20 protein-coding genes are annotated in these 21520 nt (G+C 36.3%); 15 read left to right on the top strand and 5 right to left on the bottom strand.

Annotation, left to right across the window (positions count from 1 at the left end; all coding sequences use genetic code 11):
• The first annotated feature begins 29 nt into the window (after window positions 1–29).
• The 6 genes from AC13DP_RS07430 to AC13DP_RS07405 all read left to right on the top strand — a co-directional run bounded on the left by AC13DP_RS07430 (window position 30) and on the right by AC13DP_RS07405 (window position 4375).
• The gene (locus AC13DP_RS07430) at window positions 30–815 is read left to right on the top strand and encodes a M90 family metallopeptidase (protein ID WP_013070258.1); all 786 of its coding nucleotides are present in this window, start codon (window positions 30–32) and stop codon (window positions 813–815) included.
• A gap of 141 nt (window positions 816–956) precedes the next feature.
• Window positions 957–1442, top strand: coding sequence for a DUF6428 family protein (locus tag AC13DP_RS07425; RefSeq protein ID WP_483067489.1), 486 nt, complete (start codon window positions 957–959; stop codon window positions 1440–1442).
• A gap of 17 nt (window positions 1443–1459) precedes the next feature.
• Window positions 1460–2080: a low molecular weight phosphatase family protein gene (locus tag AC13DP_RS07420; protein ID WP_483067488.1), complete on the top strand. Its 621-nt coding sequence runs from the start codon at window positions 1460–1462 to the stop codon at window positions 2078–2080.
• 3 nt (window positions 2081–2083) lie between these two features.
• Window positions 2084–3136 carry an ACR3 family arsenite efflux transporter gene (gene arsB / locus AC13DP_RS07415; RefSeq protein WP_347407064.1) on the top strand — a complete coding sequence of 351 codons (1053 nt, stop codon included), beginning with the start codon at window positions 2084–2086 and terminating at the stop codon, window positions 3134–3136.
• Between the two features lie 91 nt (window positions 3137–3227).
• A complete protein-coding gene (locus AC13DP_RS07410) occupies window positions 3228–3833 on the top strand; it encodes a DUF4403 family protein (RefSeq protein ID WP_347407065.1) in 606 nt (201 codons plus the stop codon).
• Window positions 3834–3844: 11 nt separating this feature from the next.
• Window positions 3845–4375, top strand: coding sequence for a hypothetical protein (locus AC13DP_RS07405; protein ID WP_347407066.1), 531 nt, complete (start codon window positions 3845–3847; stop codon window positions 4373–4375).
• 27 nt (window positions 4376–4402) lie between these two features.
• Here the strand turns inward: AC13DP_RS07405 and AC13DP_RS07400 are convergent, their stop codons facing one another.
• Window positions 4403–5122, bottom strand: a complete 720-nt coding sequence (locus AC13DP_RS07400) for an NUDIX hydrolase (RefSeq protein WP_228251914.1) — start codon at window positions 5120–5122, stop codon at window positions 4403–4405.
• Window positions 5123–5293: 171 nt separating this feature from the next.
• Between AC13DP_RS07400 and AC13DP_RS07395 the strand changes: the two genes are divergently transcribed.
• On the top strand, window positions 5294–5650 hold the full coding sequence (locus tag AC13DP_RS07395; protein WP_272957223.1) for a hypothetical protein: 357 nt from the start codon (window positions 5294–5296) through the stop codon (window positions 5648–5650).
• 229 nt (window positions 5651–5879) lie between these two features.
• Here the strand turns inward: AC13DP_RS07395 and AC13DP_RS07390 are convergent, their stop codons facing one another.
• The 3 genes from AC13DP_RS07390 to AC13DP_RS07380 form a co-directional block, all read right to left on the bottom strand.
• Window positions 5880–8282, bottom strand: coding sequence for a glycoside hydrolase family 31 protein (locus AC13DP_RS07390; protein WP_228251916.1), 2403 nt, complete (start codon window positions 8280–8282; stop codon window positions 5880–5882).
• Between the two features lie 36 nt (window positions 8283–8318).
• Window positions 8319–10226 (bottom strand): 1,4-alpha-glucan branching protein GlgB, encoded by a 1908-nt coding sequence (gene glgB / locus AC13DP_RS07385; RefSeq protein WP_013070266.1) that lies wholly within the window; start codon window positions 10224–10226, stop codon window positions 8319–8321.
• A 240-nt stretch (window positions 10227–10466) separates the two neighbouring features.
• A complete protein-coding gene (locus AC13DP_RS07380) occupies window positions 10467–11219 on the bottom strand; it encodes a DeoR/GlpR family DNA-binding transcription regulator (protein WP_483067487.1) in 753 nt (250 codons plus the stop codon).
• 212 nt (window positions 11220–11431) lie between these two features.
• Between AC13DP_RS07380 and AC13DP_RS07375 the strand changes: the two genes are divergently transcribed.
• The 8 genes from AC13DP_RS07375 (at window position 11432) to AC13DP_RS07340 (ending at window position 19938) form a co-directional block, all read left to right on the top strand.
• Entirely contained in the window at window positions 11432–13006 is a 1575-nt protein-coding gene (locus tag AC13DP_RS07375; RefSeq protein WP_483067486.1) for a glycerol-3-phosphate dehydrogenase/oxidase, read from the top strand.
• Window positions 13007–13099: 93 nt separating this feature from the next.
• Window positions 13100–14593: a glycerol kinase GlpK gene (gene glpK / locus AC13DP_RS07370; RefSeq protein ID WP_013070269.1), complete on the top strand. Its 1494-nt coding sequence runs from the start codon at window positions 13100–13102 to the stop codon at window positions 14591–14593.
• Window positions 14594–14604: 11 nt separating this feature from the next.
• Entirely contained in the window at window positions 14605–15345 is a 741-nt protein-coding gene (locus tag AC13DP_RS07365) for an MIP/aquaporin family protein (protein WP_013070270.1), read from the top strand.
• A 7-nt stretch (window positions 15346–15352) separates the two neighbouring features.
• Window positions 15353–16138 carry a hypothetical protein gene (locus tag AC13DP_RS07360; RefSeq protein ID WP_013070271.1) on the top strand — a complete coding sequence of 262 codons (786 nt, stop codon included), beginning with the start codon at window positions 15353–15355 and terminating at the stop codon, window positions 16136–16138.
• Between the two features lie 213 nt (window positions 16139–16351).
• A complete protein-coding gene (locus AC13DP_RS07355; RefSeq protein ID WP_013070273.1) occupies window positions 16352–16828 on the top strand; it encodes a glutathione peroxidase in 477 nt (158 codons plus the stop codon).
• A gap of 6 nt (window positions 16829–16834) precedes the next feature.
• Complete coding sequence (locus AC13DP_RS07350) at window positions 16835–17275, top strand: MarR family winged helix-turn-helix transcriptional regulator (RefSeq protein WP_013070274.1); 441 nt, start codon at window positions 16835–16837, stop codon at window positions 17273–17275.
• A gap of 99 nt (window positions 17276–17374) precedes the next feature.
• Window positions 17375–17827 (top strand): RNA methyltransferase, encoded by a 453-nt coding sequence (locus AC13DP_RS07345; protein ID WP_483067485.1) that lies wholly within the window; start codon window positions 17375–17377, stop codon window positions 17825–17827.
• A 161-nt stretch (window positions 17828–17988) separates the two neighbouring features.
• Window positions 17989–19938, top strand: a complete 1950-nt coding sequence (locus AC13DP_RS07340) for a M1 family metallopeptidase (RefSeq protein WP_013070276.1) — start codon at window positions 17989–17991, stop codon at window positions 19936–19938.
• Window positions 19939–20043: 105 nt separating this feature from the next.
• On the opposite strand, the gene AC13DP_RS07335 is transcribed toward AC13DP_RS07340, so the two are convergent.
• Window positions 20044–21477, bottom strand: coding sequence for a TonB-dependent receptor (locus AC13DP_RS07335; RefSeq protein ID WP_228251921.1), 1434 nt, complete (start codon window positions 21475–21477; stop codon window positions 20044–20046).
• Window positions 21478–21520 lie beyond the last annotated feature (43 nt).

Raw genomic sequence — 21520 nt, 5'->3', positions numbered from 1 at the left:
AGCAGAATTTTTTCAAATTTAAATAGACGATGAATAAACTTTTGCAAGGTGTCCTGGTTTTGTTAGTCATTGCAGGTGTGGTAATCTTTATGATCATAAAGAAGAAGAAAAAGAAAATCGATCCATTTCCGGCAAACTGGCATCTGTTACTTGTAGACCATGTAAAGTTTTATGCTGAATTGAATGCGGAGGAACAAAAAAGATTTCAGCAGCGTATCATGCTATTTCTAAGTGAAGTTTACATCGAGAGTGTATCTTTTCAATTAGAAGATCTGGATCGCTTATTGGTCGCTTCAAGTGCTGTTATTCCGGTTTTCGGTTTTAAAAACTGGCGATACTCCAATCTAAGCACGGTAATTTTGTATCCGGATCATTTTGATAAAAATCTTATTTTCGAAAATAGTGGTGAAGATAAAATTGTGATGGGACTTGTAGGTAATGGTAGGTTTGAGCATCAAATGATTCTTTCTCGACGTGCCTTACATGAAGGTTTTGATAGGCATAATGATCTTTTAAATACCGGGATTCATGAATTTGTTCACTTAATAGATAAAGTTGATGGAGTAACGGATGGTGTACCAGAACGATTGCTAAAACAGGCTTATATCATTCCGTGGCTTAAAATGGTACATAAGGAAATGGAAGCCATCAATGCACACAAATCAGATATTCGGAATTATGGTGGTACTAATGAAGCAGAATTTCTGGCGACGGCAAGTGAGTATTTCTTCGAAAATCCTGGTCTTATGCAACGTAAGCATCCCGATCTGTATAAGATGCTACACGATTGCTTTTTTCCCGATGAAAAAATTTAAGAAATCAGTTGCGAAGAGATTAGTGAGAATTGACGACATCTATTAATTAGATGTCTTAACACCTATTTTTTTAAAATCAACTATATTATCGTAATATTGCAATAAAATTAATCGTAATATTGCGATATAAAATTATTATTGATGAAATTGTCTGAAATAAAACAGATTCTAAAGGAAAAGGAAACGATAGTTTTTGAGTTGCCTGATGGTCGTTTAGTGCCTTCCCATTTTCACGTCACTGAAATAGGTGGGATAGAAAAGAAATTTATTGATTGCGGGGGTACGCTTAGATACGAGTCTAAGGCAAGCTTTCAATTGTGGGAAGCTAATGATTACGATCACCGTTTACATCCAGAGAAATTACTTTCGATTATAGAGCTTTCAGAAAAAGTTTTGCATTTAGATAAAGACTCAGAAATAGAGGTGGAATATCAGGGAAGTACGGTAGAGAAGTATGATCTTGCATTTGATGGAGATCATTTTTTACTGATTAATAAGTTTACAACCTGTCTTGCCCAGGATCAATGCGGGATTCCACAAAATACTTCAGTAAAAACTAAAAAGAGTTTAAAAAGCCTTACCGCTAGCGCAAATAATTCTTGTACGCCTGGATCTGGATGTTGTTAAATTTAATTTACTAAGAGATGTATCGTTCTATTCAACAATTTATTGAAAATTTAGACATCACTAAAATTAGTGAAGATCGTAAAATAAACTTAGAAGATTTTATTGGTTTTATTGCTCAAAAGCTTAAAAGTAAAGAAACGGTTAACCTTAATTTTATCTGTACACATAATTCCAGGAGAAGTCATTTTTCGCAGATATGGGCTCAAACCATAGCCGAATTTTTAGGGATTAAAACTATTAAATCGTATTCTGGCGGAACTGAGGCTACAGCGGTATATCCTTCCGTATTAAAAGCTTTTCAAAGTGTATGTTTTTCTTTAGGGCGGCTTTCAGAGAATGAAAACCCAGTATCATTTTTAAAGTATGCAAACGATGCTCCGCCGATTGTATGTTTTTCTAAGGTTTACGATCATCCCTTTAATCCAACGACCAATTTTGCAGCGGTAATGACCTGCTCGCAGGCCAATGAAGCCTGTCCCTTTGTTCCCGGAGCTGAAGCCCGAATCTCTTTTACGTTTGAAGACCCTAAAATAAGTGATGGTACATCACGGGAACTAGAGAAATATCAGGAGAAAAGTAAAGAAATCGCTACAGACCTTCTTTATGTATTCAGCAAAGCAAAAGAACTTTCAAAGTAATAAATGATGAAAAAGAAACTGAGTTTCCTGGACAGTTATCTTACACTATGGATTTTTATTGCCATGGCAGTAGGGGTAGGCTTGGGGTATTATTTTCCTGCTGTGCCCAAATTTATAAATTCCTACAGCTCTGGATCTACTAATATTCCTATTGCTATAGGACTAATTTTAATGATGTACCCTCCATTAGCCAAAGTAGATTATAAAATGCTTCCCACGGTGTTTCATAATGTAAAGGTGCTAAGCATATCTGTGGTTTTAAACTGGATTATTGGTCCCATTCTAATGTTTTTCCTGGCACTTTTATTTTTGGGAGATCATCCTGAATATATGACCGGCCTAATTTTGATAGGTCTTGCACGTTGTATCGCCATGGTTTTAGTGTGGAACGATCTTGCCGGGGGAAGTAAGGAATATGGAGCAGGACTGGTAGCACTAAACAGTATATTTCAGGTTTTTGGCTATTCTTTTTATGCCTGGTTATTTATTACAAAACTTCCGCCGTACTTTGGGTATCAGGGAAGCATAGTCGATATTTCTATAGCAACTATTGCAGAGAGTGTGGCGATTTATTTGGGTATTCCTTTTTTAATGGGAATTGCAAGTAGGTTACTTTTCGTGAAACTGAAAGGGGAAAAATGGTATACAGAAAAATTTATTCCCAAAATATCCAAAATCACATTAATCGCCCTACTTCTTACCATTATGGTGATGTTTAGTTTAAAAGGAAATTTAATTGTAGAAATACCTAAAGACGTTGTATTTATTGCTATTCCTTTGGTGATTTATTTTGCTTTAATGTTTTTAATCGGATTTATAGCCAGTAAGTGGGCAGGAGCAAAATATGATGAAAATGCGGCAATTTCTTTTACTGCAGCAGGGAATAATTTTGAGCTTGCCATAGCAGTAGCTATAGCAGTATTTGGATTAAACTCTGGGCAGGCTTTTGTGGGGATCGTAGGACCATTAATAGAGGTGCCGGCACTTATCCTTTTAGTAAGAGTCTCTTTTTGGCTTCGTACGAAATTTTACGCTAAGCCATCAAGACATTATTAGTCGATATTAGAGGAATTTTGATTCAATTTTAACCTAATATTAGATTGACGGTATTTTTTCTTTTATACCTTTAAAATAAAGCCAGAAAGTTATGAATGAAGATTACCAAAAAGGATTAATCCTGAATATTCCTGTAAAATTACCTTATGCTGTTTTAGAAAAGGTGATCGAAGAGAAATTACAGGAAGATGATGGGGAGGAAAATGGAATGGCAGAATATGCCGAGGTGAAATTTGCCTGGTTAGAAAAAAATCCTGAAGTTGATTACGATATCACGCTGGGTTTACGATTAAAGGCTAAAACATTTTTATTTAAAAATAAAGAATTAGAGCTTAAAATTCACCTTAAGTTTAATTTTGATCCGGTAACCAATCAATTTTCGCTTGAAGATTACGAAGCTGTAGGTGAGAATCAGAATAGAATAACGAATAAGATTGTTCAGGTAATTTTGAATAAATTTCTTCAGAAAAAAGTATTACAGAAATCCCGGCAAAACCTTTCAGAAAAATTAAAGCAGGAACTAGATAAAATCAATACCAAGCTTAGAGAGAATGATCAACCGGCGGAAGGCTTACTGGTAGAGGCTCAACTCGACCAGCTTAATATATATCATTTTGAATTCGCACCGCAAGAACTTTATATTTACTTAAGTCTTACCGGTGAGGCCGTAATGGAGGTAACAAAAATCCCGGAATAGTTAGAATAAAAATGAAACGATATTTAGTAGCTCCATTTCTTTTCATCATGGTTTCCTTAAAAGCTCAAAATATCTTAGAACGATATCCTGAGGTCTTTGAAATCAAAAAATCCATAGATAACAATGAATCCTTACAACCGGTAATTCTCGAAAATGATGATTTTACTGATGATTCTTTAGATGGAGGAGGAGAGGTAATTGGGTTTTATAATAATACTACTCAGGAAATCAAGAAAATTTCGATTACTTTATTCCTATCCTACGGAATTCAGCGTTATTCTTTTTATTTAAAGAATGAAAAACTTGTTCTGGTAATGGATAAATTTAAACAATTTGATTATGATAAAGAATTGAATAAATTTGATGATCAAAATTTTGATGGAGGTTTTATTGGTACTTATATATTTAATGATAATTGCTTAATCGATCATATAAGTTTAGGGCATAACCGTTTTGAAGATCATTCAATAGATATTGAAGAAACCTTTCTAAAAGAATTAGATTTCTACAGTAAAAAGATTTCTGAAGCACTCAATGATTAAATCAAAAAACTAAGCCTTAAGTTCATTCTAAAATTCGAAAGTAAAACCTTTTTTAGTTAGTTTTTGATAAACCTCTTCGTCAAAGCTGTAAAGTTTTGCCGCACGGTGCGATACATCTTTTTGCTTTTCACCAATGTCTACCAATAGTTTCATTTTTAAAAATTTTCTGCGAAAGTTTGGTTTATCCATTTTTACATCCAGGATTTCTTCATATAGATGCATTAATTCAAGAAGCGTAAATTTTTCGGGTAGTAAATTAAAACCAATGGGTGCCTGGCGCACGCGGTTTCTAAGTTTTTCCTGTGCCGCTTCAAAAATCATTTTATGGTCATAAATAAGCTCTGGTAATTCTTCAACCAAAAACCATTTAGCTTCAGATGCAGTAAAACCGGCAGCAATTTCGTAATCTTCACTTTTCACCAGTGCGTAATACCCAATAGTAATTACGCGGCTGGCAGGAAAACGATTAGGTTCACCAAAAGCCTGTAATTGTTCCAGAAAAATATTGTCGAGTCCGGTTAGATCCCTTAACACACGTTTGGCAGAATCGTCTATAGATTCCTTTTCGGTAATCCATCCTCCGGGTAATCCCCATTTATCCTTACTAATTCCTTCAGCATGTTTTACCAGGAGTACTTCCATTTTCCCTTCATTAAATCCAAATACCACACAATCTATAGTGACTGCTTCAATAAAGTTTTCTTCCTGAATATATTTTTCGCCTTCTGCGATAAAGCCTTTGGACATCTTGTAAAAATTTGATGGTAAAAATAAGAATTTCAATCAAAAAGCCGCCTAAAAATAAGTCAATCCAACTTTTTAGAATTTCCATTAGTCGATAGATAAGAGTATATCCATCGAAATCTTCGGATTTTGCTGCTTTTTGTATTTAATTTTAGACTATCAAAAATGATCAAAATGAACGTTACAATTGAAAATACAAACGGCAAATTGATTGATGTGACAATCGAAGTTTATAGCAAAGAGCAGTTTGTAAACTGTTGTGATGCTGAAAATATGCAAGAAATTTATGCCAGGGCTAAAGACCCGGAAAAGACTCCGGGGATTATTTACCATCATAAAATCGTTAAAGCTTATATCGATAAAGAAGCGAGAAGAGCGGGAGAGATAACGATGGCAAATGCGCTTTGTTTATGTAGTAAATCGATAGAGAAATTTACCCTGGATAACTATCATAATAAGCAGATTTTCTTTATTGAATTAATGAGCCACACACCCTATGAATTACAGTATCATTATTTGATAGAGAATTAACGAAAACACACTTTTTTGCCCCTTAAAAAAGAGAGTTTAATCCCTCACTGAGGTTTTAATTTCCCGAGGCTGGTCTCAAATCGTTTAATCTGTTTTCGTCAGATACCTTTTGAGGCTGTCTCTAGATGATTGATTTACACTAAAAAAACGGATTGGTGGGGACGAGGTCAAGCCAATCCGTTTTTTTGTTTTTGTTTTGGAGATCTTTTTACAAAGCTCTCCAAAATTATTATTCGCTAATTAAGTGTAAATCGGTGAAATTTTCCTGTAAAATAATGGTGTTACTTTCTTTATCGTAGCCAATGCTTTCCAGGCTTACATTCTCATTATTTACGCTGGCCGATGTAATTTCGAAAGGTAATCCGTGAAATTTAATTTTCATGGTTTTAAGATTCGATTCGTAGGTGCCGGCAACGTGTTGCTGAACAATAATCTCTTTTGTTTTCCCAGTAAGTTTGAAGGTTCTTAAATTAAAAAGTCCCATTTTATAATCATAACCATCATGATCATCTTCGTAGTAAATAGAATTTTGTTTTCCGTTTTTATAATAAACATCTAATCTCAGTTCTTCGATCTCTAATTCGTCTACATACTGCTGCAATGGATATTTAGGAATTATCGCTCCTTCTTTTACGAATATGGGCATACTTTCTAAAGGTGCATCTACCCAAAGTTCTTTGCCACCTTCTATAACAGTGTCGTTCCAGAAGTTGTACCAATTTCCTCGTGGAATGTACATCCTTCTTCCCTGTACATTAGGTTCTTGTATTGGACAAACCAGGAAATGTTCACCAAAGATAAATTCATCTGATCTGTAATGCGTTTGGATATCTGCCTGATCGAAATACACTAAAGGCTTAAGAATAGGGATGTTATCTTTACAGTATTGATAAAATGCAGTATATAAATACGGAAGTAGCTGATAGCGTAATTCTACAAATTTACGAGTAATCTCCAGTACTTCTTCTCCAAAATACCAGGGTTCCTGTTCCCCGTGATCGCCTGATGAGTGTACACGACAAAACGGATGAAAAACGCCGAGTTGTATCCACCTTGTAAATAATTCGCCCGTAGGCTGATCTGCAAAACCACCAATATCGGTACCGGCAAAACTAAATCCGCTCATTCCTAATCGCTGAATTTGAATGTTAGCAAGCCATAAATGTTCCCAACTCGCCAGATTATCTCCCGTCCATGTAGAGCTAAAGCGTTGCCCGCCAGAATAACTTGCCCTGGTAATGGTGAATGGTCGTTTAGGGAAAATATATTTTTTGACCCCTTCATAAGTAGCTCTGGCCATTTGCATTCCGTATACATTATGCGCTTTACGGTGGCTGCATCTATTGCCATCGTAATCGTGCCTTACGTCTAAGGGAAATGTTTTTCCTGGTACTTCCATGACGGCTGGTTCATTCATATCATTCCATATGCCTTTAATACCAATTTCTGCAATTAAAGTTTTATAGTGATCTGCCCACCATTCTCTTGCTTTAGGATTTGTAAAATCGGGAAATACGCAATTTCCCGGCCATACTTTTCCTTGCATGTAAGGGCCGTCGGCGCGTCTACAGAAATAATCCTTTTCCAGGCCGTCTTTAAAAATTTCGTATTTATTGTCAATTTTGATCCCTGGATCGATAATGGCAACTGTTTTAAACCCGTCCCGCTCCAGTTCTTCCACCATTCTTTTAGGTTCTGGAAAATAGTCTTTATTCCAGGTGAAACATCGGAATCCATCCATGTAATCAATATCTAAATACAAAGCATCACATGGAAATTTATTATCCCTAAAATTAGCAGCCAGTTCTTTTACTTTGGCTTCAGGATAATAGCTCCACTTACTTTGATGATATCCAAGCGCCCACATTGGTGGTAGCTCTGGTCTTCCGGTAAGATTGGTATATTTGGTAACGACATCGGCGATTTTTGGTCCATAGATAAAATAATAATTCATTTCACCCCCATCTGCCCAAAAACTGGTTACATGCCTTCGCTCATGGCAAAAGTCAAAATGCGTTTTAAAAGTATTATCAAAGAAAATTCCGTAGGCTTTGGCGCTATGAAGACCAATATAAAAAGGAATGGCTTTGTATAATTCGTCAAGGTCTTTGCTAAAAGCGTACTGGTCGGTGTTCCAGTTACTTATTCTTTTTCCTTTAAGATTAAAACTTGTAGGTTTATCGCCAAGGCCGTAAAAGTTTTCACCATCTACGGTAGTTTTACTCATTTTTACATAGTTGCCGCCAAACTCAAAGCTTTCTTCCCAGTGAAAACCAAGTTCGTCCTGTAAGATAAGTTGATCCTCAATGTCAAACAAGGCGGTTCTCATATCTTTTCTGGTAATTCTACATTTTATTTGTTCGGTAATGATCCAAATAAATTCGTCATCTTCTGTAATATCCATCACCGAGTAGCCATGGGGTTGATCTTCGTCGATTGCATAAGAGAAATCTTTTTCAAAAATTCCGTCTGTAGCATATCTAAACCTTAGCATGCTATCCCGTACTACGGTGATTATTAGTTGTACAGCGTTTTCAGAAGTAAAACAAATAGAATCTCCGTTTTGTTCATAAGAAACCAGTTTAGTGGGGAATAGGTTTCCTTTCTTTTCTAATTCTGTATTTGTAATCATATTCTAGGTATTAAGTACATTGCTAAGGGGATTATTCTATTCTATGCTAAAAAAAACAGCGCCTAATGGCGGTAGCCTTAAAGCGACGGAATAATCTCTACCGTGGAATGCCTGATTTTGTATAGTTAATTTGTTGTTTCTAACACCAGAGCCTTCATATTTAGAATGATCGGTGTTTAATATCTCCTTTAATTTTCCTCCACGCGGAACACCAATTCTGTAATCATTTAAAACAGTTGGCGTAAAATTACAGATAATGACAAGGTCATTTTTTGATTCCCTGCCTTTTCTTAGATAGCATAGAATAGCATTTTGGGAATCGTCGTAAGAAATCCACTCAAAACCATCTGGGCTAAATTGCTTTTCGTATAAAGCAGGATATTTTTTGTAAATGCTATTAAGATCTTTTACTAGCTTATTAAGTCCGCTATGGACAGGATAATCCAGTAAATTCCAGTCTAAACTACCATTGTAATTCCATTCCTCGTATTGTCCAATGTCAGCACCCATAAAAAGCAATTTATTGCCGGGATGGGAGTACATGTAGGCGTACATTAATCTAAGGTTAGCAAAGCGCTGCCATTCGTCACCTGGCATTCTTCCTAAAAGTGATTTTTTTCCATAAACCACTTCGTCATGACTTAAGGGTAGCGTAAAATTTTCACTAAATGCATAGGTTAGACTAAAACTAATATCATTTTGGTGATATTGACGGTAAATACTGTCTTTTTTAAAATATTCTAAGGTATCATGCATCCAACCCATCATCCATTTCATACCAAAACCAAGTCCTCCTAGATAAATAGGTTTCGAAACTCCGTGATAAGCCGTAGATTCTTCGGCGATGGTTTGCACCCCTTCAAAACTTTGATAAATTTCCATATTTAGATCTTTCAGGAAAGAGATGGCTTCTAAATTTTCATTTCCGCCGAAAATATTTGGTTCCCATTCCCCTTCTTCTCTAGAATAGTCCAGATATAACATTGATGCGACGGCATCTACCCGTAATCCATCGATATGATATTGATCTATCCAAAAAATAGCATTACTTATTAAAAAAGAACGTACTTCGTTACGTCCATAATTAAAAATAAGACTTTTCCAATCTGGATGATAGCCTTTTCGATGATCGGGATGTTCGTATAGATGAGATCCGTCAAAACGACCTAAACCGTGATCATCTTCGGGAAAGTGAGAAGGTACCCAATCCATAATGACCGCAATATTTTTACGATGAAAAGCGTCGACCAAATACTTAAATTCATCTGGGGTGCCAAATCTTGATGTAGGAGCGTAATATCCTGTTACCTGATAGCCCCAGGAGGGATCATAAGGATACTCCATTACTGGCATAAATTCTACATGGGTATATCCCATTTCTTTTACATAATTTACCAGTTCGTCTGCCATCTCTACATATGAAAGATATCTATTTTCTTCGTTTTTTCGTTTCCAACTGGCTAAATGGACTTCGTAAACAGAAATTGGTTGATCCAAGGCATTTTTAGTTTTCCTACTGTTTAGCCATTTTTTGTCTTTCCAGGAATAATCATCTTCCCAAACAATAGAAGCTGTTGCCGGTGGGTGTTCACATTTTCGGGCATAAGGATCAGCTTTTTCAGTCTTAATATTATCAATAGCACTAGTGATTTTATATTTGTATCTGGAGCCTTTACCAACACCAGGAATAAATCCTTCCCAGATACCACTACTATCCCAGCGAACAAACAATTGATGTTCATTATCGGTCCAATAGTTAAAGTCCCCTACTACAGAGACTTCTTTTGCAGAGGGCGCCCAAACAGCAAAATAGGTTCCTTTTTGGCCATTAATTTCAAGGATATGTGATCCTAGTTTTTCATAAATTCTGAAATGTTTACCTGCTTTAAATAGAGAAATGTCGAAATCTGAAAATAAAGAATAAAGCTGTACTTCCTGCTTCATAAGGGTATTAATTGGTTAGTGTTAGTGAAGGCGGTTAACCTCAACTTAGATTAATTATCTTAAAATCTATAAGATGGTTACTTCACAATCTTGGCATTAAATTAGTGTTTTAATTCCAGACCTTGAAGTTTTTAAAGGAATATTAGCTTTTAATTAAAGCTAGAAGAATGCTAAATGAAAAGATAGAAAGAATGAAAGTTTGAAACTTCTTTTGAAAGTAAAATTTGTTTTATAAAATGATTATACAATACTAAGTTTTACGCCTAAATCCTTGATTTTTTTAGCAAGGTTAGGTGAAATTCCACTATCCGTTATAACTTGATCTACTTGTTCTAAGCCACAAATACGACCGAAACTTTTCTTACCGAATTTAGAAGAATCTGCTAGGATTATTGTTCGTTGTGAAGCTTCCATCATTTTTTGATTAAGTAAGGCTTCTTCTAGACTAGTAGTCGTGCAACCGTAATCTAAATCGATTCCGTCTACACCTAGAAATAATAGGCTGCAAGAGATATGTTCTAAAATATGTTGCGCATAATGTCCAGTTACAGAAGAAGAGGAATGTCTTAGATTTCCGCCAAGTTGAATAACCTGTATGTTTTGATGGTGTAATAGTTCTAAAGCCACGTTTAGAGAAGAAGTAATAACATTTAACGAACCTTTGTTGGTAATGGATCTTGCTAATTGCTGAACAGTTGTTCCTGAAGCAATCATTATTGAATCATTATCTTTTATTAATTCTGCTGCCTTTTTAGAAATATCAGATTTCTCTGAAACCGAAATTTTTTCTTTTTCATTTATAGGTCTGTCGTTTATGTAAGGATTTTCTAAAGAAGCTCCTCCATGGATCCTATATAATAAGCCTTTGTCCTCTAGTAGTTTTAGATCTTTTCGAATAGTAACTGCTGAAACTTTAAGTTCCTCACAAAGGTCTGAAACCTCTACATGATGTTCGTGATTTAATTTATCTAAAATTAGCTGATGTCTTTTCATGATCAAGTATAATGGACTTTACAAATGTATAAAATTTGATATTTTCATTTATAATTTAAAAACGAAAGTAAGCGTAATAAAACTCTCTTTAAATATATATTTAGGTTTCGTTAACACTTTCGTTTGATTTCTTTAAGTAAATTTTTTGTTTCGAAATGTTTCGTTTTAATAAAATTTTATTATTTTAGCATAAAATTAGAAGATTCTAAATTATGGCTGCTAAAAATATATACTCAAGAAAATCTCTAGTCGATTCAGTAAAATCTGTTGAAAAATGGGATGTTATTGTAATTGGAGGAGGAGCAACAGGTTTAGGTGTTGCTTTAGATAGTGTTACCAGAGGTTATAAAACATTACTACTGGAGCAGGTAGATTTTGCAAAGGGAACTTCCAGTCGTAGTACAAAACTGGTACATGGAGGGGTAAGATATTTAGCGCAGGGAAATATAGATCTTGTTAAAGAAGCTTTATATGAACGCGGTCTGCTTAGTAAAAATGCACCACACTTAGTCAAAAACCAAAGCTTTGTTATTCCTAATTACAGGTGGTACGAAGGTATTTATTACACTATAGGGCTTAAAGCTTATGATTTTCTTGCTGGTAAACTTAGTTTAGGGAAATCTACCCATATTAATAAAGGAGAAACTTTAAAAAGAGTGAAAACCATTCGCCAGGATAAATTAAGAGGCGGAGTGGTCTATCAGGATGGACAGTTTGATGATTCACGTTTGGCTGTAAATGTTGCTCAAACTTGTGTTGAGCACGGTGCATCTGTTCTAAATTATTTTAAAGTAAACAACCTTATAATCGAAGATAAGGCAATTAAGGGAGTATCTGCCAAGGATATGGAGACTGGTGAGGATTATCAATTTTTTGGTGATGCTATAATTAATGCAACCGGTGTATTCACAGATGATATCCTAAAAATGGAAAATCCCAATGCCCGCAACATGGTTAAACCTAGCCAGGGTGTACACCTTGTTTTCGATAAATCTTTTCTGCCGGGCGAAGATGCTATTATGATTCCAAAAACCGAAGATGGTCGTGTGCTTTTTGCAGTGCCGTGGCATGATAAAGTGATTGTAGGAACGACAGATACGCAGTTAGACGAACATAGTCTGGAACCTTCAGCACTAGAAAAGGAAATAGAATTTATTTTAGAAACCTTCAATAATTATCTAGAGAAAAAAGTAACTAGGGCTGATGTTCGCAGTATATACGCCGGTTTAAGACCGTTAGCAGCACCAAAAGATGGTTCAGAAAAATCAAAAGAGATTTCAAGAAGTCATAAAATACTAGTGTCAGAAACAGGTTTGATTACAATTACAGGTGGAAAATGGACCACTTTTAGAAGAATGGCTCAGGACACCGTAAATAAAGCCATTTCACTTGGTAAACTACCAAAGAAAGAATGTAAAACTGCAGATCTTAAAATACATGGTGCTAAAGAAAACCCCGATCTTTCAAATCACTTGTATATTTACGGAAGTGACCAGCCAGAAATTCAAAATTTAATTAATGAGGATTCTTCCCTCGGAGAAAAACTTCACCCCAGGTTAGATTTTCTAAAAGCGGAAGTCGTATTTGCAGCAAGGCACGAGTTAGCCAGAACAGTAGACGATGTGTTGGCGAGAAGAGTAAGAATGTTGTTTATGGACGCTAAAGCCGCAATAGAATCTGCTCCAGAAGTTGCTGCTTTATTAGCAAAAGAGCTTGGAAAGGATGAAGCATGGAAAGAGAAACAAGTAGCCGATTTTAAAGAGATAGCCAAGCATTACACCATTTAAATAATAGTAACCAATTTATTAACCAAAATAGCTCTCGCTTATGCGGGAGCCAGAGATTTTATTTTTTTATAAATCCTTAAAATACATGTAGTTATGGATCAGTATATGTTAGCTCTGGATCAGGGCACTACGAGCTCCCGCGCAATCCTTTTCGACAAAAAGGGAAGTATTGTTTCGGTGGCCCAAAAAGAATTTACACAGCATTTTCCAAAACCGGGATGGGTAGAGCACGACCCAAGTGAAATTTGGTCTACACAGGCCGGGGTAGCCGCAGAGGCCACCACAAAGCATGGGATGAATGGAAAAAATATTGCAGGAATTGGTATTACAAATCAACGCGAAACCGTTGTAGTTTGGGATAAAAATACTGGGGATCCTGTGTATAATGCTATTGTATGGCAGGATAAAAGAACCTCGGAGTATTGTGATGAATTAAAGGAAAATGGTAAAGCCGAGCTAATTAAGAAAAAAACGGGACTGGTAATCGATTCTTACTTTTCTGGAACCAAAGTAAAATGGATTTTGGACAATGTGGAAGGAGCTCGTGAAAAAGCAGAAGCTGGCGACCTGATTATGGGAACTATTGATACCTGGCTAATCTGGAATTTTACAAAAGGAGAATTACACGTTACCGATGTTACGAATGCTTGCCGTACACTGTTCTTTAATATTAATACAATGGAATGGGACGACGAACTTTTGGAAATTTTTGATGTGCCAAAAAGTATGTTACCAGAAGTTAAAGATTCCAGCGAAGTTTACGGGCATACCAAAACCACCGTTTTTGCCTCAAAAATCCCTATTGCCGGAATAGCTGGTGATCAGATGGCCGCTTTATTTGGTCAGATGTGTACTAAAAAAGGAATGGTTAAAAACACCTATGGCACCGGATGCTTTATGTTAATGAATATAGGGGAAGAACCGATAGTTTCAGAAAATAACCTTTTAACTTCTGTAGCCTGGAGAATTAATGGAAAAACTGAATATTGTTTAGAGGGATCTATTTTTATCGCCGGTGCAGTTGTACAATGGTTGCGCGATGGACTGGGGATTATTAAAAGATCATCAGATGTTGAAAATTTAGCAGCTTCTGTAGATTCTACTGAGGGGGTTTATTTTATTCCGGCATTTTCAGGATTGGGTGCTCCACATTGGAACCAAAAAGCACAAGGAACCATGTTCGGTATCACCAGGGGTACCACAGATGCTCACATCGCAAGAGCTTCTTTAGAGGCAATAGCATACCAGACCATGGATATTTTAAAAGCAATGCAGGCCGATAGTGGTATTGATATAAAACAACTTAGGGTAGATGGCGGAGCATCTGTAAATGATATGCTTATGCAATTTCAAAGTGATGTTTTGAATACAGAGACCGTACGTCCTGAAATTACAGAGACTACCGCACTGGGAGCTGCATATCTTGCTGGTCTGGCCGTAGGATATTGGGATAGTATGGAAGAAATTGAAGAAATCTGGAAAGTAGAAAAAGAATTTCAGCCCACAGAAAATCAAGATGACGTTAAAGATGGTATCAAAGGATGGTACAAGGCGGTAAAGGCTTTAGAACAATGGACAAAACTTTAATCTAAAAAGTAATGACACCATTCATAGCAGAGATTTTAGGAACTGCACTACTCATTCTTTTAGGGGGAGGGGTAGTTGCGAATGTCAACTTGAATAAAACTATTGGTCAGGGTAGTGATTGGATTGTGATCACTACAGCATGGGGATTAGCTGTTTTTGCAGGAGTTGTTGTAGCAGGTCCTTACAGTGGGGCACATTTAAATCCTGCAGTAACAATAGGCCTTGCCATTGGAGGCTTGTTTCCGTGGGCAGATGTACCCATATATATAGCCGGCGAATTTATTGGAGCCATGATAGGATCGTTCTTGGTCTATCAAATGTACAAGAGTCACTTTGATGCTACCGAGGACGGTGGTGCAAAACGGGCGGTTTTTTGTACCGCTCCAGCAATACCCAATACTTTCAGGAATCTTATAAGTGAGATTTTGGGAACATTCGTTTTGATTATCGCTGTGTTCTATTTTGCGGATGCATCTTTTGAAACTCAGTCAGGAGCAACAACTAAAGTAGGTCTGGGGGCTATTGGAGCAATTCCCGTTTCTTTTATTGTATGGGGCATAGGACTTTCTCTTGGAGGAACCACAGGATATGCTATAAACCCGGCTCGTGATCTTGGTCCCAGAATAGTACATGCCCTTTTACCAATAAAGGGGAAAACAGACAATGGTTGGGGGTATGCATGGATCCCCGTGGTAGGCCCAATTATAGGGGCTGCCATTGCTGCGGTATTGTTTTTAATCTTAGGAAAGTAAAAAGTCAATGAAAAATATACATTATCTAGGCCTGCTGGCTATGATGCTGGCAGGCAATATTTCTCAGGCTCAGGTAAGTGAGGAGAATATTATTGAAGAACGTAATGAAGCTGAAGTTGAAGACGATACAAAATTATTTCATTTCAATCTACAGCTTAAAAATATGCACCTTTGGAAAGGTTTGCATGTTACCGATGCGCCAATGACGGCAGCCGATATTAATTATACTTCAAAAAATGGTTTTTTTAAGGCTGGACTTTGGGGTGGTAGAGGATTTAACGGTGATTATACCGAATTTGATTATTATGTGAGTTTTATGCATAAAGGTTGGTCCCTCTCTATTTGGGATATTAATAATTACAGTGATTACCCAGATGCTAAAATCTTTGACTATGATCGAAGTACTACTTCACATTTTATCGACGTTATACTTGCTTATCAATTTCAGAATGTACCCTTAAAATTATCCTGGAGTACAATTGTTCAGGGTAGGGATACTTTTATTAATGATAATGGACAATTAAGAAATGCTTATTCTAATTATGTGGAAGCCAGCTATGTGATATTTAATGAGACTAACTGGTCATTATCTGGATTAGTGGGAGGTTCTTGGTCTTTTGCACCACAAGATGCCCATTTTTATGGAGACGAAGCAGGAGTCACCAATATAGGCGTAATCTATAACAGGCAACTTAATTTATTCGATAAATTTACGCTTCCCGTTTCTGCTACAGCGAGCTGGAATACGGTGCAGGACTATGGAGCGATTCAGGTAGCTTTTAATTTATTTTAGGGAGAGTTATTGTTTTGAATATTAGTTTTTTAGGTTGAATTTTAAAAATGATATTTAATTTGAATTCTTTCACATTTAATCAATTTTTTTTCGGAAATTTGATTGAAGAAAAGCATAATATCCTCATAAATTTATTTTATGAGGATTCTTGTATTTTACTGCTGAAATTAAGGAAATTTGATTTCGAAAAAGAAAAATGGGAAAGTTTTTGCTATGAAAATTTATGATTTCGAAGTAAGTACTGCCAATGGAAAAACTCTTGATTTAAAAGAGTTTAAAAATCGACCGGTTTTGGTGGTGAACACCGCTACAAAATGTGGTCTTGCACCACAATTTGAAGGGCTTGAAAAGTTACATCAGCAATATAAGGACGATGGTTTGGTAGTACTTGGCTTCCCATGTAATCAATTTGCAGGGCAGGAGCCAGAATCTAACGATACCATGGCAGAAACCTGTAAGCTTAATCACGGAGTAACCTTTACATTAACCCAAAAGATTAATGTAAACGGTAAGGAAACACATCCTTTATTTAAGTATTTAAAGCAACGATTACCTGGGACACTTGGGAAAAGAATTAAGTGGAATTTTACTAAATTCCTAATCGGTCCTAATGGAGAGCCATACAAAAGGTACGCACCAACAACTTCACCAGAGAAAATAGAAAAGGATATCCAACAACTTTTAAAATAGCATAAAATGACAGCTAAATCTACTCTTACCTTAAACGAGCAACTTTGCTTTCCTGTTTACGGTTCAACTCGAATTATATCAAGACTTTACCAACCTGTATTGGCAAAACTTCAATTAAGTTATCCAGAATACCTTGTAATGTTGACGTTATGGGAAAATAGGGAAGTTAATATTGGGCAAATTCGCCGACAACTTTATTTGAATAAGGAAAGTCTTATGCCTATTTTGAATTCGCTTCAGCAAAAAGATTTTATTAGTATCAAGGAGCAAACCCCAGATGCATTAGAGACTAAGATACACATTACTAAAACAGGAAAAGCGTTAAAAACAAGGGCCAAAAGGATTCCTTTCTCATTATCGAGAGTACTTAATACTCCTGTGGAAGAACTTGGAAGTATGCAGTTACTTATTAAAAACTTTTTAAATCGTTTCGAAAAGAAGAAGTAATATTCGATAATTTCGTTTAGTATCATTATTGAAATTATAAGGTTTGCGACCAAATATTTTAGAATTTCAAGATTAATTGTAAAATGATACCTTGCGACCATGAAAGTGGATAACTTAGAGCAGGGCTTTTTCGGTATTGGAATTCAGAATGGGAAAACTCCGGAAAATTTAGGAGTACTATGGCGTTCTGCCCAAAATATGGGTGCAAGTTTTATTTTTACCATAGGGAATCGCTATGCAAAGCAAGCTTGTGATACTCATAAAGCGGTTGGTGCCATGCCGTATTTTCACTATGACACTTTTGATGATTTCTATGCACATTTACCTAAAGGTGCGATGTTAGTTGGCGTTGAATTAAACGAGAAAGCGGAGCCTTTGGAAACTTTTAAGCATCCGCGCCGTTGTGTATATCTTTTAGGAGCTGAAGATCATGGACTCTCTAAACAAGCCATTGAAAAGTCACATTTTTTGGTAAAATTCAAATCTACTTTAAGTTTAAATGTCTCTGTAGCCGGTAGCATTATCATGTACGATCGCAGCGCAAAACAATAATTGAATTCCTAATTTTTATTCCATAGAAAGATGATCATCAAAAAAACAAATTTTGGCATCAATAAGTTAATCGATTTACCTGTTGATTTTAGTTGAGGTTTTAGTAAAATTTTCTTAATAGTTTCTTTAAATTAGCGGCAGTTATATAAAAAATTTAAAAAATGAAATATTTTTCAAAGGCTGTACTGGCCTTAGCTTTCACAGGAGCTTTTAGCTTTTTGTCTCAGGCTCAGGAAGTAGTAGGGAGCAATCAGCAGGATTTTGATGAATTTATGGATCGTAGCGGTAATCGATACCGGTCGGCTTCTGGAGTACCAGGACCAGATTATTGGCAAAATGAAGCCGATTACAAAATTAAAGCAACTTTAGATGATCAGGCACATACTTTAAGTGGAGAAATTACCCTGTCGTATACCAATAATAGTCCAGATGAATTACCTTTTATTTGGTTATATTTAGAACAGAACCGTTTTACAGAAAACTCTCGAGGTAATCTAACCACGCCAATTGGTGGTAACCGATATAACGGAGATGTAGATGGTGGATACGAGATTTCTAATCTAAGTGCTAAAACTGGAAGAAGTACTTCTTCTAAACATATCATTAACGATACCAGAATGCAGATTTGGTTTGAAGAACCAATTAAAGCGAATGGGGGTAGTGCAACTATTTCGATGAATTTTAAATACAAAATTCCGGTAAAAGGAATGGATCGTATGGGAAGATTAGATGTAGAAGACGGTACGATCTACGCAATGGCACAATGGTATCCCCGTCCGGCAGTCTATGATGATATCGAAGGCTGGAATGTGGAGCCATATCTTGGCGCCGGAGAATTCTATTTAGAGTATGGTGATTTTGATTATGAAATTACAGCACCGTGGAATCACATAGTGGTAGGTTCTGGAGAATTAGTAAACGAACGTCAGGTACTTTCCTCTAAAATGAGAGATCGCCTGGATAAAGCCAGAAAAAGTGATGAAACTGTGTTTATCGTTGGAGAAAATGAAATTACAGATGCTTCTTTAAGAGCGAAACAGGAAGGTACGCTTACCTGGCGTTTTAAAATGGAAAATTCGCATGATGTTGCTTTTGCTTCTTCAAAAGCATTTATCTGGGATGCTGCAAAAATCGATTTGCCAAGTGGGAAGGATATCTTAGCACAATCTGTTTATCCTAAAGAAAGTGCGGGTACCGATGCCTGGGGTAGATCTACAGAATATAGCAAACATTCTATCGAAAATTATTCAAACAAGTGGTTTGAATTTCCCTGGCCGGTAGCAACTAACGTAGCTGCTGAAATTGGAGGAATGGAATATCCTGGTCTTAACTTTTGCAGTTGGAAAAGTAAAGGAGCCTCTCTTTGGGGAGTTACAGATCATGAATTTGGACATAACTGGTTTCCAATGATCGTTGGATCTAACGAAAGAAGGTACGCATGGATGGACGAAGGTTTCAATACTTTTATAAACTATTACAGTACGCAAGAGTTTGGGGAGTATCCCACAAGCCTTAATAAAACAAGAAATATGACAGGTTGGTTTAAATCAGAAACCCGTGAGGGGATCGATACGTATCCAGATGTTGCAAATCTTAGAAACCTTGGGATGGTAGCCTACTATAAGCCAGCCGTTGGATTATATATGTTAAGGGAATATATTTTAGGTCACGAAAGGTTTGATAATGCTTTTAAATCATACATTAAAACATGGGCATATAAGCACCCTCAACCCAAAGATTTCTTTAATCATATGGAAAATGTAGGTGGAGAGAACTTATCCTGGTTTTTTGGGAACTGGTTTTACGGCACGGGAAATATCGATCTGGCGATTGATGGCGTGCAGGGTAATAGAGAAGGAAGCGGATTTATTATCAATTTAGCGAATAAAGGAGAAGTGCCAATGCCGGTTAAATTGAAGATCACTTACCAGGATGGATCTACAGAAGAGTTAACACTTCCCGTAGAAATCTGGCAACGTGGTGATAGCTGGAGTCATTTAGTGGAAACTGATAAAGCTCCAAAGAGCATAGAAATCGATCCTGATAAAATTTTACCAGATGTAGATTATTCTAATGATAGCTGGCCGGCAGAGTCATTCTATCAAAACTAGATTTTCAGTACAAACATAAAAAATCCCGGTAATACCGGGATTTTTTATGTTTGTACTATTACTGGCAAATTTAATGTTCAGGCTCTTTTTCAGAAAAGAAATAGATTATTTTTTCCTAAACATCTGGTTTTCTTTAATGAGTTTGGTTACTGTTTCAGGAAGCATTTTTTCCCAACCGCTTTTCCCTTCGTGTATCATTTCATGAATTTTTCTGGAATTGATATTTAAAGATTGTTCTTCAAAATCGGTAATATCGATAATGCGATCGTTTTGTTTAAAGAAATTATATAAACCACGCGTATTATTATTAACCCTTAGGTTTTTGGTAGAAAGGATTTCTCCTGTTTCTTCGTCTTTAGCGGGGTAAAGATAAATATTTACGTTTCTGGCAAATAAAATTCCGAAAGCTTCTAAAATTCCTCCACTTAGTTCTTTATAATATTTATCATCAAAAATATCGATTAATGTAGTAACACCCATAGTAAGCCCTATTGGTTCTGAAGTAAACTGGGCAAAATAATCTACTACTTTGTAATACTGTTGAAAGTTAGAGATCATTACCGTATGACCTAAAGCACAAAGTAAATCTGCTCTATTTAAAAAGTCTTTTTCATCGATTTCATCTCCCTCAGCTTTCAGGTTGAAAAGGGTCATTTCAAAAATAACTTCAGTAGCAGCTCGCTCCACTTTATGCTCGTCCATAAACATTTGCAATGATTTTTCGTACATGCTAATGTTTACATTGGTTACCGGTCTAAAACTACCGCGAAGGGTAAGGATATTCTTTTTGTATAACACATTTGCTGGTAGCACATTGTTACCAGATGGCGCAAACATCACCGCATTGGTCATTCCGTTTCTTACCAGTTGTAAACTCATTAAACGGTTATCTACATCTTTAAAAGCAGGCCCGGTAAAATTAATCGTATCGATTTCAATTTTGTCAGGACTTAAATGATCATATAAATGTTTTAGCAAAGTTTTGGGATCGTCGTGATGATAATATGCGGCATAAATAAGGTTTACCCCCATAATCCCAAGACTTATTTGCTGCTGTGCCGCTTTGTTTTCGTGAAGCTGCACATGCATTATAATCTCGTTGTATTCTTCTTTTGGAGTAGTCTGGTAACGAATCCCAATCCATCCATGCCCTTTATATTTTTTAGCCCAATCTATAGTCGCAACCGTATTTGCAAAACTAAAGAAGAGTTTATTGGGATGTTTAAGCCGTGAAATTCGTTTTTCTATTAGCCCGGTCTCGTAGGCCATCATGGCTTTTAGCCGTGGTTCAGTTACGTATCTTTTTGCAGGCTCGGCTCCATAAATAGCATCGCTAAAATCCTTGTCATAAGCACTCATCGTTTTAGCAATAGTTCCGGTAGGATTTGGAGCCCTAAAAAAGTTTCTCACCGTTTCCTGCCCGGCTCCAATTTCAGCAAAAGTGCCGTAGATATTCTCATTAAGGTTAATACGAAGGGCTTTATTCTGAATAGAAGTTACACTGTCAAACTCCTTATCACCCTGAACGTTAATTGGCATAGATTGTACCTTTAGTCATTCATTTGCCTTAAAAATACGATTA

The organism is Zunongwangia sp. L-65 (assembly GCF_056859415.1).
Note: the sequence above shows the minus strand (reverse complement) of the source record. Positions and strands in the feature narration are given on the sequence as shown.

Excerpts from the sequence above, each read along its gene's own strand:
- AC13DP_RS07430 (WP_013070258.1), top strand. The coding sequence starts at position 30 with ATGAATAAACTTTTGCAAGGTGTCCTGGTTTTGTTAGTCATTGCAGGT.
- AC13DP_RS07425 (WP_483067489.1), top strand. The coding sequence starts at position 957 with ATGAAATTGTCTGAAATAAAACAGATTCTAAAGGAAAAGGAAACGATA.
- AC13DP_RS07420 (WP_483067488.1), top strand. The coding sequence starts at position 1,460 with ATGTATCGTTCTATTCAACAATTTATTGAAAATTTAGACATCACTAAA.
- arsB (WP_347407064.1), top strand. The coding sequence starts at position 2,084 with ATGATGAAAAAGAAACTGAGTTTCCTGGACAGTTATCTTACACTATGG.
- AC13DP_RS07410 (WP_347407065.1), top strand. The coding sequence starts at position 3,228 with ATGAATGAAGATTACCAAAAAGGATTAATCCTGAATATTCCTGTAAAA.
- AC13DP_RS07405 (WP_347407066.1), top strand. The coding sequence starts at position 3,845 with ATGAAACGATATTTAGTAGCTCCATTTCTTTTCATCATGGTTTCCTTA.
- AC13DP_RS07400 (WP_228251914.1), bottom strand. The coding sequence starts at position 5,122 with ATGTCCAAAGGCTTTATCGCAGAAGGCGAAAAATATATTCAGGAAGAA.
- AC13DP_RS07395 (WP_272957223.1), top strand. The coding sequence starts at position 5,294 with ATGAACGTTACAATTGAAAATACAAACGGCAAATTGATTGATGTGACA.
- AC13DP_RS07390 (WP_228251916.1), bottom strand. The coding sequence starts at position 8,282 with ATGATTACAAATACAGAATTAGAAAAGAAAGGAAACCTATTCCCCACT.
- glgB (WP_013070266.1), bottom strand. The coding sequence starts at position 10,226 with ATGAAGCAGGAAGTACAGCTTTATTCTTTATTTTCAGATTTCGACATT.
- AC13DP_RS07380 (WP_483067487.1), bottom strand. The coding sequence starts at position 11,219 with ATGAAAAGACATCAGCTAATTTTAGATAAATTAAATCACGAACATCAT.
- AC13DP_RS07375 (WP_483067486.1), top strand. The coding sequence starts at position 11,432 with ATGGCTGCTAAAAATATATACTCAAGAAAATCTCTAGTCGATTCAGTA.
- glpK (WP_013070269.1), top strand. The coding sequence starts at position 13,100 with ATGGATCAGTATATGTTAGCTCTGGATCAGGGCACTACGAGCTCCCGC.
- AC13DP_RS07365 (WP_013070270.1), top strand. The coding sequence starts at position 14,605 with ATGACACCATTCATAGCAGAGATTTTAGGAACTGCACTACTCATTCTT.
- AC13DP_RS07360 (WP_013070271.1), top strand. The coding sequence starts at position 15,353 with ATGAAAAATATACATTATCTAGGCCTGCTGGCTATGATGCTGGCAGGC.
- AC13DP_RS07355 (WP_013070273.1), top strand. The coding sequence starts at position 16,352 with ATGAAAATTTATGATTTCGAAGTAAGTACTGCCAATGGAAAAACTCTT.
- AC13DP_RS07350 (WP_013070274.1), top strand. The coding sequence starts at position 16,835 with ATGACAGCTAAATCTACTCTTACCTTAAACGAGCAACTTTGCTTTCCT.
- AC13DP_RS07345 (WP_483067485.1), top strand. The coding sequence starts at position 17,375 with ATGAAAGTGGATAACTTAGAGCAGGGCTTTTTCGGTATTGGAATTCAG.
- AC13DP_RS07340 (WP_013070276.1), top strand. The coding sequence starts at position 17,989 with ATGAAATATTTTTCAAAGGCTGTACTGGCCTTAGCTTTCACAGGAGCT.
- AC13DP_RS07335 (WP_228251921.1), bottom strand. The coding sequence starts at position 21,477 with ATGCCAATTAACGTTCAGGGTGATAAGGAGTTTGACAGTGTAACTTCT.